The organism is Micromonospora sp. NPDC049060 (assembly GCF_040649055.1).
In the GTDB taxonomy this organism is placed as follows: domain Bacteria; phylum Actinomycetota; class Actinomycetes; order Mycobacteriales; family Micromonosporaceae; genus Micromonospora; species Micromonospora reichwaldensis.
Genome location: NZ_JBEZEV010000127.1, coordinates 1 through 14,076, shown reverse-complemented (window position 1 = coordinate 14,076; position 14,076 = coordinate 1). Strand labels below are relative to the sequence as shown.

General features: G+C 73.0%; 10 protein-coding genes. 4 read left to right on the top strand and 6 right to left on the bottom strand.

Annotation, left to right across the window (positions count from 1 at the left end; translation table 11 throughout):
- Nucleotides 1-50: 50 nt before the first annotated feature.
- Nucleotides 51-746, bottom strand: a complete 696-nt coding sequence (locus AB0B83_RS28585) for a lysophospholipid acyltransferase family protein (protein ID WP_357580761.1) — start codon at nt 744-746, stop codon at nt 51-53.
- 161 nt (nt 747-907) lie between these two features.
- Entirely contained in the window at nt 908-4,099 is a 3,192-nt protein-coding gene (gene ileS / locus AB0B83_RS28580; RefSeq protein ID WP_357580760.1) for an isoleucine--tRNA ligase, read from the bottom strand.
- Between the two features lie 317 nt (nt 4,100-4,416).
- Here ileS and AB0B83_RS28575 point away from each other — a divergent pair, with 317 nt between their 5' ends.
- Together AB0B83_RS28575 and AB0B83_RS28570 are read left to right on the top strand one after the other, a co-directional pair.
- A complete protein-coding gene (locus tag AB0B83_RS28575; protein ID WP_357580759.1) occupies nt 4,417-5,439 on the top strand; it encodes an ArsR family transcriptional regulator in 1,023 nt (340 codons plus the stop codon).
- Nucleotides 5,440-5,932: 493 nt separating this feature from the next.
- Nucleotides 5,933-6,373: a carboxymuconolactone decarboxylase family protein gene (locus AB0B83_RS28570; RefSeq protein WP_311414979.1), complete on the top strand. Its 441-nt coding sequence runs from the start codon at nt 5,933-5,935 to the stop codon at nt 6,371-6,373.
- A gap of 66 nt (nt 6,374-6,439) precedes the next feature.
- On the opposite strand, the gene ndk is transcribed toward AB0B83_RS28570, so the two are convergent.
- On the bottom strand, nt 6,440-6,865 hold the full coding sequence (gene ndk / locus AB0B83_RS28565; RefSeq protein WP_357580758.1) for a nucleoside-diphosphate kinase: 426 nt from the start codon (nt 6,863-6,865) through the stop codon (nt 6,440-6,442).
- Nucleotides 6,866-7,008: 143 nt separating this feature from the next.
- On the opposite strand from ndk, the gene AB0B83_RS28560 reads away from it, so the two are divergent.
- Nucleotides 7,009-8,406 (top strand): VOC family protein, encoded by a 1,398-nt coding sequence (locus AB0B83_RS28560; protein ID WP_357580757.1) that lies wholly within the window; start codon nt 7,009-7,011, stop codon nt 8,404-8,406.
- 31 nt (nt 8,407-8,437) lie between these two features.
- On the opposite strand, the gene AB0B83_RS28555 is transcribed toward AB0B83_RS28560, so the two are convergent.
- Genes AB0B83_RS28555 through AB0B83_RS28545 form a run of 3 tightly spaced genes read right to left on the bottom strand, consistent with a single transcriptional unit; the run spans nt 8,438 to nt 12,863 of the window.
- The gene (locus AB0B83_RS28555) at nt 8,438-8,917 is read right to left on the bottom strand and encodes a DUF4233 domain-containing protein (protein WP_357580756.1); all 480 of its coding nucleotides are present in this window, start codon (nt 8,915-8,917) and stop codon (nt 8,438-8,440) included.
- A complete protein-coding gene (locus tag AB0B83_RS28550; protein WP_357580755.1) occupies nt 8,914-10,248 on the bottom strand; it encodes a folylpolyglutamate synthase/dihydrofolate synthase family protein in 1,335 nt (444 codons plus the stop codon). The genes AB0B83_RS28555 and AB0B83_RS28550 overlap by 4 nt, the downstream gene beginning before the upstream one ends.
- Complete coding sequence (locus AB0B83_RS28545; RefSeq protein WP_357580754.1) at nt 10,245-12,863, bottom strand: valine--tRNA ligase; 2,619 nt, start codon at nt 12,861-12,863, stop codon at nt 10,245-10,247. The genes AB0B83_RS28550 and AB0B83_RS28545 overlap by 4 nt, the downstream gene beginning before the upstream one ends.
- A gap of 69 nt (nt 12,864-12,932) precedes the next feature.
- Between AB0B83_RS28545 and AB0B83_RS28540 the strand changes: the two genes are divergently transcribed.
- Nucleotides 12,933-13,616 carry a hypothetical protein gene (locus AB0B83_RS28540; protein WP_357580753.1) on the top strand — a complete coding sequence of 228 codons (684 nt, stop codon included), beginning with the start codon at nt 12,933-12,935 and terminating at the stop codon, nt 13,614-13,616.
- Nucleotides 13,617-14,076 lie beyond the last annotated feature (460 nt).

Sequence of the window (14,076 nt, the reverse complement as noted above, 5' to 3'; positions counted from 1 at the left end):
CACGCTCGCGACGGAGCAGCGGCGCGGCTCCGGCCGCCCCGCGCCCGGGCTCAGGCCGGGGCGTCGCCCGGGGTGGCGGAGTGCCCGCGCGGCGGGGCGTAGCGGGGGACGTACTCCTGGCCGGTCAGCTTCTGGATCTCGGCCATGACCTCGTCGGTCATCTCGCGCAACGACGTGCGGTCGTCCGACCGGCCGGTGAAGTCGAGCGGCTTGCCGAACCGGATGGTTATCTTGGCGCGGCCGGGGCGGGGCACCCGGGTGCCGATGGGCTGGGCCTTGTCGGTGCCGGTCATGCCGACCGGGATGACCGGCACGCCGGCCGCCACCGCCAGCCGGACCGCCCCGGTACGCCCCCGGTAGAGCCGGCCGTCCGGCGACCGGGTCCCTTCCGGATAGACCGCGACCAGGTCGCCGGCCTTGAGCACCGGGATGGCGGCGTCGAACGCGGACAGCGCCGCCCGACCGCCGGCCCGCTCGACCGGGATGGCGCCCAGGCCGGTGAGCACGTGCTTGGAGAGGGCGCCCTTCGGGCCGGTGCCCGTGAAGTACTCCGACTTGGCCCAGAACGCCAGGTGCCGGGGGACCACGGTGCCGAGGAACAGCTCGTCGGCGACCGAGAGGTGGTTGCCCGCGAAGATCGCACCCCCTGTGTCCGGAATGTGCTCCAACCCCTCCACGGTCGGACGGAAGGCCAGCCGGAGCGCGGGCGCCACGGTGAGCTTGCCGATGGTGTAGAGCAGGGGCACTGGTCCTCCGGCGGAGTGTGTGCGAACAGGCGGTGTCACCGTAACCGACGGGTCCACGCGTCGTCGCCCGGGTGGCGGGTCGACCGCCTGGTGAGCGGGCCTGTCGGGGCCGGTGGGGGCGGTCCGGCGACACTCCGCCGGACCGCCCCCGTCTCACCGACTCATACCCTGCGGACGGCCACGGTCACCCGCTCGCCCTCGCCGACCTCCCCGGCGAAGCCGTCCACCCCGTCGGCGAAGTCGACGGAGTCGGCCAGCACCTCGCGGGCCACGAAGTCGGTGTACGCGGCCACCGCCGCGCGCACCTCCTCGCTGGCCGACAACGCCACCACGATCCGGTCCGAGACGTCCAGGTCGGCGTCGCGGCGGGCCTGCTGCACCACCCGGACGACGTCCCGGGCCAGCCCTTCGGCGGCCAGTTCGGGGGTGACCTCGGTGTCCAGCACGACCACGCCCTCGCCGCCGGGCAGCGGCGCGGAGTGCTCGGCGTCGGCGGCGACCAGGCGCAGCTCGTACTCGCCCTCGACGAGGGTGACGCCGGCGGCGACCGGGGCGCCGTCGACCAGCTCCCACTCCCCGGCCTTGACCGCCTTGATGACCTGCTGCACCTGCTTGCCGACCCGGGGGCCGAGCGCGCGCGGCACCACGGTCAGCACCTGCTGGCAGTACGCCGACACCTCGTCGGTGAACTCCACCGCCTTCACGTTGACCTCGTCGGCGACCAGGTCGCCGAACGGCCGCAGCTGCGCCGCCACCGGCGAGGCGACCGTGAGCTTCGCCAGCGGCAGCCGCACCCGCAGGCCCTTGGCCTTACGCAGCGACAGCGCCGCCGAGCAGACCTCCCGGGTGGCGTCCATCGCCGCGACCAGCTCGTGGTCGGCCGGGAACTCCCCGGCGGACGGCCAGTCGGTCAGGTGCACCGACCGCTCGCCGGTGAGGCCGCGCCAGATCTCCTCGGCGGTAAGCGGTGCCAGCGGCGCCACCACCCGGCACAGCGTCTCCAGCACCGTCCACAGCGTGTCGAAGGCGTCGGCGTCGCCCGACCAGAACCGGTCCCGGGAGCGCCGCACGTACCAGTTGGTCAGCGCGTCCAGGTAGGACCGCACGGTCACGCAGGCACCCGAGATGTCGTACGCGTCCATCTGCTCCTGGACCGTCGACACCAGCTCGTTCGTCTTCGCCAGCACGTACCGGTCGAGCAGGTGGGTGCTCGTCGTGTTCCGCTTCGCGGTGTACCCGTCGGCGTTGGCGTAGAGCGAGAAGAAGTACCAGACGTTCCACAGCGGCAGCAGCACCTGCCGGACGGCGTCGCGGATGCCCGGCTCGGTCACCGCCATGTCGCCGCCGCGCAGCACCGGCGAGGACATCAGCATCCAGCGCATCGCGTCCGAGCCGTACGAGTCGAACACGTGGTAGACGTCCGGGTAGTTGCGCAGGCTCTTGGACATCTTGCGCCCGTCGGAGCCGAGCAGGATGCCGTGGCTGAGGCAGTTGCGGAACGCCGGCCGGTCGAACAGCGCGGTGGCCAGCACGTGCATGGTGTAGAACCAGCCGCGGGTCTGCCCGATGTACTCGACGATGAAGTCGCCCGGGTAGTGGTGCTCGAACCAGTCGCGGTTCTCGAACGGGTAGTGCACCTGGGCGAACGGCATCGAGCCGGACTCGAACCAGCAGTCCAGCACCTCCGGCACCCGGCGCATCGTCGACTTCCCCGTCGGGTCGTCCGGGTTGGGGCGGACCAGGTCGTCCACCGCCGGCCGGTGCAGGTCGCTCAGGCGTACGCCGAAGTCGCGCTCGATCTCCTCCAGCGAGCCGTAGACGTCGACCCGGGGATGGTTCGGGTCGTCCGACTTCCACACCGGGATCGGCGAGCCCCAGAACCGGTTCCGGCTGATCGACCAGTCGCGGGCGTTGGCCAGCCACTTGCCGAACGAGCCGTCCTTGATGTGCCCCGGCGTCCAGTTGATCTGCTGGTTCAGCTCGACCATCCGGTCCTTGAACCGCGTCACCGCGACGAACCACGACGACACCGCCTTGTAGACCAGCGGGGTGTCGCAGCGCCAGCAGTGCGGGTACGAGTGGGTGTAGGTGTCCTGCTTGAGGACGACCCCCCGCTCCTTGAGCTCCCGGATCACCGGCTTGTTGACGTCGAAGACCTGCTCGCCCTCGTACGGCGGCACCAGCGCGGTGAACCGGGTGTGGTCGTCCACCGTGACGATGGTGGGGATGCCGGCCGCGTTGCAGACGTTCTGGTCGTCCTCGCCGAAGGCCGGGGCCAGGTGGACGATCCCGGTGCCGTCCTCGGTGGTGACGAACTCCGCGCCGAGCACCTGGTAGGCGTTCGGGCCGGCCTGCTCGACGAGGAAGTCGAACAGCGGGGTGTAGCGGCGCCCGGCCAGGTCGCGGCCGGAGACGGTGCCGACCTGCTCGTAGCCCTCCAGCTCCTTGGCGTACGCGGCCAGCCGCGCCGCCCCGACGACGTACCGCTGCCCGTCGCGCTCCAGCACCGCGTACTCGATGTCGGGGCCGACGGCGAGCGCGAGGTTGGACGGCAGGGTCCACGGCGTGGTGGTCCAGACGCCGAGGCGCACCGGCCCGCGCACCAGCTCCGGCGCGCTCTCGTCGGGGGTCAGCGCGAACCAGACCGACAGCGTCGGGTCGTGCCGGTCCCGGTAGACGTCGTCCATCCGGGTCTCGGTGTTCGACAGCGGCGTCTCGCAGCGCCAGCAGTACGCCAGCACCCGGAAGCCCTCGTAGACCAGGCCCTTGTCGTGCAGGGTCTTGAAGGCCCACATGACGCTTTCCATGTAGTCCAGGTCGAGGGTCTTGTAGTCGTTGGCGAAGTCGACCCAGCGGGCCTGCCGGGTGACGTAGCGCTCCCAGTCGTGGGTGAACTCCAGCACCGAGGAGCGGCACGCCTCGTTGAACCGGGCCACGCCGAGGTCGAGGATCTCCGCCTTGCTGGTGATGCCGAGCTGCTTCTCGGCGACCACCTCGGCGGGCAGGCCGTGGCAGTCCCAGCCGAAGCGCCGCTCCACCCGCCGACCGCGCATCGTCTGGTAGCGCGGCACGACGTCCTTCACGTACCCGGTGAAGAGGTGGCCGTAGTGCGGCAGGCCGTTGGCGAACGGCGGGCCGTCGTAGAAGACGTACTCGTTGTCGGCGTCGCCTGCGACACCGCCAACGGCTGCGTCCGTGGTCTCCGGTTGCCGGCCGGAGGCCGGCCTGGCCTCGACGGAGGCCTCGAAGGTCTTGTCGGCCGTCCAGTGCTCCAGCACGCGGCGCTCGACCGCGGGCAGGTCCGGGCTGGCCGGAACGCCGGCGGCGGTCGGTTCGTGCAACGGATAGACCATCGGGGGTCGCTCTCCTCGCGCAGCTCACTGTCGTGTGGGTCTGCGAGGACGAGCCTTCTCGGGTACGCCTCGACGGCGCCCCCGGGCAGGCCCGCGGTACCACCCCGCTTGGCGGCCAGGATCGACCGCCCGCTCGTTGGCCGGCTGTGACGGGCCGGACCCGTCCGGTTCTACTGGGCCGGGGTGAACCGGCTGTTCTTCCGGAGGCTCGCCGGTGATGGCCGGGTCATCGCCTTACGACCGCCAAGGTTACCCGACCACCCCGAAAGATCGCCGCCGAGTAAACCCGCCCGGCGACCGGTGCCTAGGGTGACGGGGTGATCCGGATCAGGTTGGACGAGCCGACGCTCGCGCGCACCCGGATCGCGATCAGCCCGCTCTGGGAGGTGTGGACCAGCCTCTACCTGCTGCACCGCAACCCGGGAGAGGCACCCTGGCCGTACACCGGCTGGGCCCGGCACGCCCGGCAGGTACTCGGCGAGGTGCCGGCGACCGCGCCGGTCCGGCTGCTGCTCGCCTCCGGCCACAGCGCGCCCGACTTCCTGACCCCGATCCCGCCGTCGTCGACCCCGACCCTGGCCGACGAACTGGCCGCGCTGCGCGCGACGCCCGCCGAGGTGATCGCCGAACAGATCCCCCGCTACCACCGCCCCGACGACCTGCCCGGCTGGCTGATCCCGTTCGTCACCGACCGGTCGACCGCGCTGGACCGGCTGGCGGGCGGCATCGAGGCCTACTGGGACGCCGCGATCGGCCCCTGGTGGCCGGCGATGCGGGCGGCCTTGGACGAGGAGGTGCTGCACCGGGCCCGCGCACTGGCCGCGGACGGTCCGGACGCGCTCCTTGGTGACCTGCACGAGCGGGTGCGCTGGGAGAATCCGGTCCTCACCCTCATGAAGCCGCCGGAACGGCAGATCGAGGCGGTCGACCAGCGGCTGCTACTGATCCCGCTGATCTTCTCTCGCGGCGCGCTCTCCTGCTCCACCGACCACCCGGAGATCGTCGCCGTCTCCTACCAGGCGCGCGGCGCGGCACTGCTCGCCGAGGAGGGCTCGGGCCGGGCCGCGTCCCCCGCAACGGCCACCGACCGGCTGGCCGTCCTGGTCGGACGTGCTCGGGCCCAGGTGCTCAGGGCGCTGACCCGGCCGTCCACCACGGCCGGTCTCGCCGCCACCCTCGGGCTGGCACCGAGCACCGTCTCGGAGCACCTCTCCGCGTTGCTCTCCGCCGGTGTGGTGCACCGCCGCCGGGTGGGCCGTCGGGTGCTGTACGGCCTCGAACCGGCCGGCCTGGCGCTCGTCCAGCTGGTGGGCGACGAGCCCGTCATCGCCTCGGCCTGAGCATTCGGCTAGAGCCGAATTCGTTCCCACCGGCGTCGTGCTCCCCTAACGTGCCGGGCGTGAGCACCGACGTGGTGAAGGCGGTGGGCGACGACGGACGTACCGCTGTCGCACGGGGTGGTCGCGGCCACGGTGCCGGTAGGTGGACGCGGTCCGCGGCGTCGACCCGACGGTCGGCAACGGGGAGCTGTTCGGCCCGCTCGGACCGATCGGCACCGACGAGGTCACCTTGACACCGCTGGATCCGCGCGGCGCTCATCCCGACCGCCGGCGGGTCGGTATCTGCCCCGACGCCGTCCGGCAGGCCCACGAGGTCCGCCGGCGGCTCGGGGCAGCTCCGTCGTGGCGGTTCCGCCGCTGGGCTCTCCTGGCCGTCCGGCGGAGCCGACCCGCCGTCGAACGGCGTGACCGGGCTCACGTCCGCCGGTGTCACGCCGTGCCTGCGCGCGTCGTCGGATGGGTGACGACACAGACCGGACCGAGGAGGGCCGTCATGCAACGGATCAACGTGGCCGAGGTGGCACCGCAGGCGTACCAGGCCGTGCTGGGGCTGGAGAAGTACGTCCGGGCGAACGTCGAACACACCGTGCTGGAGCTGGTGAAGCTGCGGGCGTCGATGCTGAACGGCTGCGCGTTCTGCGTCGACATGCACAGCCGGGACGCGCTGGCGTCGGGCGAGTCGGACCGGCGGCTCTTCGCCGTCGCCGCCTGGCGGGAGGCGCCCTTCTTCGACGAGCGGGAGCGGACCGCGCTGGCGCTCACCGACGCGGTGACCCGGCTCGGCGAGCACGGCGTGCCCGACGACGTCTGGGACGCGGCGGCGAAGGTGTGGTCCGAGAAGGAACTCGCCGACCTGCTGATGGCGATCGCCACCATCAACGTGTGGAACCGGATCGCCGTGACCTGCCGCACCGACCTCCCCACGGAGGTGTGACGGTCCGCGAGGCGACGCAGGTGGCCGGTGCGCGCGACGCGCACCGGCCCCGCGACGGCGGGTGTGTCAGACCAGCTCGGGGAACCAGAGCGCGATCTCGCGCTTCGCGCTGTCCGGCGAGTCGGAGGCGTGCACCAGGTTCTCGCGGTTGGACAGGGAGAGGTCGCCGCGGATCGTGCCGGCCGCCGCCCGACGCCCGTCGGTCGCGCCGACGAGCCCGCGGACCACGTCGATGACCTGGTCGCCGGAGAGCACCAGCGCCACCAGCGGGCCGCCGGTCATGAAGTCCTTCAGCGGCGGGTAGAACGGCTTGTCGACGTGCTCGGCGTAGTGCTCGTCGGCCAGCGCGGCGTCCATCGTCCGGGACACCATCGCGTCGATCCGCAGCCCCTTGCGCTCGAAGCGGGAGGTCACCTCGCCGACCAGCCCGCGGCGGACCGCGTCGGGCTTGATCAGTACGAGGGTGCGCTCATCGGGGCTGCTGCTGGACACGCTGGGTTCCTCCTGTGCGCGGAAGACGGTCGGGCTGGGTACGGTCAGCCTAGCGACCCGGTCCCGGCACCGGCGCGGCGGCCGGTCCTTCCTCCGGCGGCCGATCCGGCCTAGCCTGGCCCTTGACCCTCGGGAGGTCCACTGTGGCGAATGGCGGGAACCGGCCCATCGCACCGGTACGCAAGCTGATCGCCGCGGTGCTGGGCACCGTGGCCACCTTCGTCGTCCTCTTCGGCCTGGGCATGACGAGCTGGGCGATCGTGGCGCTCGGCGTCGCCCTGCTGGTGCTGGCCATCGCGCTGGCCACGGTGCGCGGGGGCGGTCGCACCTGGGTGATCGGCGAAGGGCACGTGCACAGCGCCTCCGAGCCGCCCACGCAGTACGCCTTCGGCCGCTGCGAACTCCAGCTGGTGATCGACGCCCCGGGGCTGCCGCCCCGGTCCAAGAAGATCATCGAGCCGCGGGTGCCGGTGGCGAAGTGGCCGTCGCTGGGCCAGACGCTGCCGATCCGGGTGGCCCTGGACGACCAGCGCCACGTCCGGGTGCTCTGGGACGACGTGCCCACCCACGCGGAGACCGCCGCCGCCGTCGCGGCCGACCTGCCGCCCGAGTACGCGGGCACCGAGCCGCTGGACGACGTGCTGATCCAGCAGGAGGCCCCGCCGTGGGCGGACCGGGCGCCGGACGACGACTTCCGGGACGACTACCGCGACGACTACCGGGACGACTTCCGGGCGCCGGTGGGCGATCCGCTGGGCGACCCCGTCGGGGATCCGCTGGGCGATCCGCTCGGTGGGGACCGGGTCGGGCGGCCCGAGGAGCGCGAGCCCGTCGTGATGCACCAGCGTCCGGGTGGGCCGGTCGTGCTGGAGGGCACGCTCGTCGAGCAGCCCACCACCGGCACCCTGCCGCGCCGGGCCACCCCGACGCCCCGCCCGCCCGCCGAGGAGCGGTTCGACGCGCCCGGCGAGCGCCCCGACCCGTCCGCGCCGGCGGATCCGCTCGACCTGCCCCTGGACGATCCCGCCCCGCCGCGCGAGCGGGTCCGCGACGAGCGGATCAGCCCGGAGGAACTGGACGAGGCGATCTTCGGTCCGGGTCCGGGTCCGGCGACCGACGCCGACGACGAGGCCGGGGAGACCGCGGCGGCCGGCGACGAGTTCGGGGCGCCGATCGCCGGCGTGGGGCTGACCCTGCTGGTCACCGACCTGCCCCGCTCGCTGGACTTCTACCGCGACCTGGGCTTCGCCGAGGTCGACCGGGGCTCCGGCAACGCGGTCCTCTCCTCCGGGACGACCCGCCTCGTGCTGCGCGAGGTGACCGAGGCGGCGCCGATCAGCCGCCGGCTGGTGCACGTCAACCTCGAGGTCGACGACATCGGCTCCGCTTACGAGCGGCTGCGTGGCACGGGGGTCCGGTTCACGTACGCCCCCCGGGTGGTCAACCGGGGCACGAAGCTGGAGGTGTGGGCGGCGGCGTTCCGCGACCCGGACGGCCACGGCATCGCCCTCACCCAGTGGCGGGAACGCGCCGAGGCCTGACCTGTCAGCCCAGCTCGCCGAGGCCTGGCCGTCAGCCCAGGATGACCCGGCGCACGTGCAGGGCGTAGCCCCACACCAGGGCGAAGACGATCCCCAGCACCAGCAGCGACCAGTGCAGCAGGCCGGCCAGCATGAGCAGTCCCTGCAGGGCGGTGCCGGCGTGCCAGGCCCACGGCCGGCGCATCATGCCGGCGAGCAGCACCGCCGCCACGGCCAGCGCCACCACGGCCCCGATCGCGGCGCCGCCCAGGTCGCCGCCGACCACCCGGATCGGCTGGATGGCCAGCACCAGCACCAGCGCCTCCAGGCTGAGCGTGCCTGCGCCGAGGCCACGGACCGCCCGCTCCGGGTTGCGCAGCCCGGAGCGGCGCGGCGGGCGCCCTGCGGGGTTGCCGTCGGCCGTCCGGACCGCGCCGTCGTCAGGGGTGCCGTCCGACGTACCGGCGGGGAGGTCGCCGGGTGCCCCGGTCGGGCGGTCGTCGCCCGCGGGGGCGCGCTCCGGCCCGGTCATCGCTTCAGCAGCCGACGGGCGTCGGCCACCGTCACCACCGACCCGGTGACCAGCACCCCGACCCCGCTCAGCTCCCCCGGTACGTCCTCCTCGGCCATCGCCACCGCCGCCTCGATCGCGTCCGGCATCTCCTCGGCCACCTCCACCCGCTCGGGCCCGAAGACCTCCGCCGCCAGCGCGGCCAACTCCCGGGCGGGCAGCGCCCGGGGCGAGCTGTTGCGGGTCACCACGACCTGGTCGACCACCGGCTCCAGCAGCTCCAGCAGGCTGGCCGCGTCCTTGTCCGCGAGGACGCCGACCACCGCGACCAGCTTGCTGAAGGCGAACTCCTCCTGGAGGGCCGTCACCGTGGCGGCCATCCCGTGCGGGTTGTGCGCCCCGTCGAGCAGGATGGTGGGCGCGCTGCGTACGCGCTCCAGCCGCCCGGGCGAGCTGGCGGTGGCGAAGCCCTCCCGGACCGCCTCGACGTCGAGCTGCCGCTTCGCCCCGGCGCCGAGGAACGCCTCCACCGCCGCCAGCGCCACCGCCGCGTTCTGCGCCTGGTGGGCGCCGTGCAGCGGGATGAACACCTCCTCGTAGACGCCGCCGAGGCCCTGGAGGGTGAGCACCTGCCCGCCGACGGCGACCGCCCGCCGCAGCACCCCGAACTCGGCGCCCTCCCGGGCGATGGTCGCGCCGACCTCGGCACAGCGCTCCAGGATCGGCCCGGCGGCCTCCTCCTCCTGCGCCGCGGAGATCACCGTCGCGCCCTTGTGGATGATTCCCGCCTTGGCCAGCGCGATGTCCTGGATGGTGTCGCCGAGCCACTCGGTGTGGTCCAGCCCGACCGGGGTGAGCACGCACACCCCGGCCTGGATCACGTTGGTGGCGTCCTCGGCGCCGCCGAGACCCACCTCGACCACCGCCACGTCCACCGGGGCGTCGGCGAAGGTGGCGAAGGCCAGCGCGGTCGTCATGTCGAAGTACGTCAGCGGCTCCGCCGAGCGCTCGTCGACCAGCCGGGCGAGCGGCTCGATCTCCCGGTACGTGGCGACGAACCGTCCCTCGTCCACCGGCTCGCCGTCCAGGCTGATCCGCTCCCGGACGCTCTCCAGGTGCGGGCTGGTGTAGCGGCCGGTGTGCAGCCCGAACGCCCGCAGCAGCGAGTCGATCATCCGGGCCGTCGAGGTCTTGCCGTTGGTGCCGGTCAGGTGGATCGACGGGTACGCCCGCTGCGGGCTGCCGAGCAGGTCCAGCAGCGACTCGATCTTGTCCAGCTCGAAGGCCATGCGGGTGAACCCGCGTTCGGCCAGCTCGGCCTCGACGGCGGCGAAATCGGTGCGGTCGGTCACGAGGGCAGCGCCTCCAGAGCGGCGTCGATGCGGACGAGGTCGGCCTCGGCGACGGCGAGCCGGTCGCGGATCTTGGCGACCACCGGCTCCGGCGCCTTGTCGACGAACGCCGGGTTGCCGAGCTTCGCCCGGGCCTGCGCGGCCTCCTTCTCGGCGGCGGCCCGGTCCTTGGTCAGCCGGGCCCGCTCGGCGGCCACGTCGATCGTCCCCCGGGTGTCCAGGGCCACGCTGACCTCGCCGGGCATGGCGAGCGTCGCGCTGGCCTGGAAGCCGTCGCCGGCCGCGTCGAGACGCACCAGCGACCGGATCAGCGGCTCGTGCGCGGCGATGCCGGCGGCGGCCAGGCCGTCGAGCCGCGCGGCGACCCGCTGCGTCGGGCGCAGCCCCTGGTCCGAGCGGAACCGTCGGATCTCGGTCACCACCCGCTGGAGGGTGCCGACCTCGACCTCCGCGGCGTCGTCGACTCCGGTACGGTCGGCGACCGGCCAGGCGGCAGTCATCACCGTCTCGCCGCCGGTGAGCGCGGTCCACAGCTCCTCGGTGACGAAGGGGATCACCGGGTGCAGCAGCCGCAGCAGCTGGTCCAGCACGTGCCCGAGCACCCGGCGGGTCGCCTCGGCGGCCGGGCCGCCCTCGGCGAGCACCGGCTTGGTCAGCTCCACGTACCAGTCGCAGACGTCGTCCCAGGCGAAGTGGTAGAGCAGGTCGCAGACCTTCGCGAACTCGTACGCCTCGAACTGCTCGTCCACGGCGGCGGTGACGTGCGCCAGCCGGGACAGGATCCACCGGTCGACCGTCGACAGCGTGTCGGCCGCCGGCAGCGGCCCCTCGGTGTGCGCACCGTTGAGCAGCGCGAAGCGGGTGGCGTTCCACAGCTTGTTGCAGAAGTTGCGGGAGCCCTGGCACCAGTCCTCGCTGACCGGCACGTCCCCGCCCGGGTTGGCGCCCCGGGCGAGGGTGAACCGGGTGGCGTCGGCGCCGTACCGGTCGATCCAGTCCAGCGGGTCGACCACGTTGCCGAACGACTTGGACATCTTCTTGCCGTGCTGGTCGCGGACCATGCCGTGCAGGGCCACCGTGTGGAACGGCGGCCGGCCGTCCATCGCGTACAGGCCGAACATCATCATCCGGGCGACCCAGAAGAAGAGGATGTCGTAGCCGGTGACCAGCACGCTGGTCGGGTAGAACTTCGCCAGGTCGGGAGTCTGCTCCGGCCAGCCGAGCGTGGAGAACGGCCACAGGCCGCTGGAGAACCAGGTGTCCAGGACGTCCTCGTCCTGGTGCCAGCCCTCGCCGCCCGGCGGCTCCTCGTCCGGGCCGACGCAGACGATCTCGCCGTCCGGGCCGTACCAGACGGGGATGCGGTGGCCCCACCAGAGCTGGCGGGAGATGCACCAGTCGTGCATGTTGTCGACCCAGGCGAAGTACCGCTTGGCCAGCTCCGCCGGCTCGATCTTCACCCGGCCGTCGCGCACCGCGTCGCCGGCGGCCTCGGCCAGCGGGGCGGTGTTGACGAACCACTGGAGCGACAGCCGCGGCTCGACGGTCGTCCGGCACCGGGAGCAGTGCCCCACCGCGTGCACGTACGGCCGTTTCTCCGCGACGATCCGGCCCTGCTCGCGCAGCGCGGCGACGATCGCCGGGCGGGCCTCGTAGCGGTCCAGGCCCTGGAACGGGCCGTGCGCGGTGATGACGCCCCGCTCGTCCATGATCGTCAGCGACGGCAGGTCGTGCCGCTGGCCGATCTCGAAGTCGTTCGGGTCGTGCGCGGGGGTCACCTTGACCATGCCGGTGCCGAAGCTCGGGTCGACGTGCTCGTCGGCCACGATCGGGATCCGCCGGTCGGTCAACGGCACGGCCACCTCGGTGCCGATCAGGTGCCGGTAGCGCTCGTCGTCCGGGTGCACGGCGACCGCGGTGTCACCGAGCATCGTCTCGGCCCGGGTGGTGGCGACCACGACGTCGTCGCTGTACCGGATCGAGATCAGCTCGCCGTCGTCGTCGGTGTGCTCCACCTCGATGTCCGACAGCGCGGTCAGGCAGCGCGGACACCAGTTGATGATCCGGTTGGCCCGGTAGATCAGCCCGTCGTCGTAGAGCTTCTTGAACATGGTCTGGACGGCCCGCGACAGGCCCTCGTCCATGGTGAAGCGCTCACGGTCCCAGTCGACGGAGTCGCCGAGGCGGCGCATCTGCCCGAGGATCGCACCGCCGGACTCGGCCTTCCACTGCCACACCCGCTCGACGAACTTCTCCCGGCCCAGGTCGTGCCGGGACAGGCCCTGGCCGGCGAGCTGCCGCTCGACCACGTTCTGGGTGGCGATCCCGGCGTGGTCCATGCCCGGCAGCCACAGCGCCTCGTGGCCCTGCATCCTCTTGCGCCGCACCAGCGCGTCCTGGACGGTGTGGTCCAGCGCGTGGCCCATGTGCAGGGAGCCGGTGACGTTGGGCGGCGGGATGACGATGGTGAAGGGGGGCTTGTCGCTGTCCGCCGACGCCCGGAAGTGGCCGGCGGCTACCCACTGCTCGTACCGTCGCTGCTCCACCTCGCCGGGCTGGTACTGGCCGGCAAGGGTCGGGGCGTCGGGGCGTCGGGCATCCAGTCTCTCGGTCACCCTGAAAGTCTACGGAGCGCTTCCCGGGACCCGACGTGCGCCACCTGCCGTTCGCGTACGGTGTCGGCTATGTCCGACGCACATCTCACCGATCGCCCGGTCGCCGACGGGCCCGAACCGATCGACCTGACCGACGAGCCCATCCAGCTCAGCAACCGGGACCCGGAGAGCGCCCCGGAGCGGCGGGGGCCGTGGTCGGGGCGCCGGCGGGTGGCGTGGGCCGTGGCGGCGGTGGTCGGAATCGCGGGGGCCGCGGTGCTCGGCACGGCCGGCTGGCGGGTCGCCCAGCAGAAGGACGCCGATCTGGCCACCCCGGACCGGGTGGCGGGCCTCGTACGCGACGACAGCGACCGGGCCCGCAGCACCTCCGACTACCTGCGCAGCGGGTTCGCCGCCGACATCGACCTGGACAGCAGCTTCGGCACCGTCTACCGGGATCCCGCCGACGACAAGCGCTCGGTGCTCGTCTTCGGCGGGACGACCCTGCTCTGGCAGCCGGAGCGGGACCTGGACAGCCTCTTCGGCCTGCTGACCGACGAGACCGGCAAGGTGACGGGGCTGCGCAAGGTGCCCGCCGGGCGCTTCGGTGGCGTGATGAAGTGCGGCACCACCAGCGGCGACGGCGGCGACTTCGCGGTCTGCGGGTGGGCCGACCACGGCAGCGTGGTGATGGCGATGTTCCCGGGTCGCTCCGTCGACGACGCCGGCGGGCTGTTCCGCGCCATGCGCGAGGAGATCCAGACCCGCGGCTGACGCCTTGGCCGCCCGGCCCGAGTCCCAAGTGGTGCGGCCCGAGGCCAGGTGGCGGCGGCCCGAGGCCAGGTGGGTGCAGGCGGAGCCCTGGTGGCGCGGCCCGAGTCCACGTGGTGCAGGCGAAGCCCTGGTGGCGCGGCCGGAGCCTAGGTGGTGCGGGCGGAGTCCAAGGTGGTGCGGGCGGAGTGTCCCCGGCGCCTGGCGGGGGAACCCGCGGCCCCGGCCTGAAACGATTCCGCCGCCCGAGCGGCCCTGCTCCGGTCTCGGGGTATCCGGCTCTCGGCCTCCGGTCCCCGCAGGATTCGGCTCCCGGCCACGCATCAAATGGGCCGTAACGCAGTTCAGGGCCACCCCGAAGGGGGTGGCCCTGAACTGAAAGATTGTCCGGCGGCGTCCTACTCTCCCACACCCTCCCGAGTGCAGTACCATCGGCGCTGGAGGGCTTAGCTTCCGGGTTCGG

Bases quoted from the DNA above. Each gene is read 5' to 3' on its own strand.
- AB0B83_RS28540 (WP_357580753.1), top strand. From the start codon at position 12,933: ATGTCCGACGCACATCTCACCGATCGCCCGGTCGCCGACGGGCCCGAA.
- ileS (WP_357580760.1), bottom strand. From the start codon at position 4,099: ATGGTCTATCCGTTGCACGAACCGACCGCCGCCGGCGTTCCGGCCAGC.
- AB0B83_RS28555 (WP_357580756.1), bottom strand. From the start codon at position 8,917: ATGACCGGGCCGGAGCGCGCCCCCGCGGGCGACGACCGCCCGACCGGG.
- AB0B83_RS28570 (WP_311414979.1), top strand. From the start codon at position 5,933: ATGCAACGGATCAACGTGGCCGAGGTGGCACCGCAGGCGTACCAGGCC.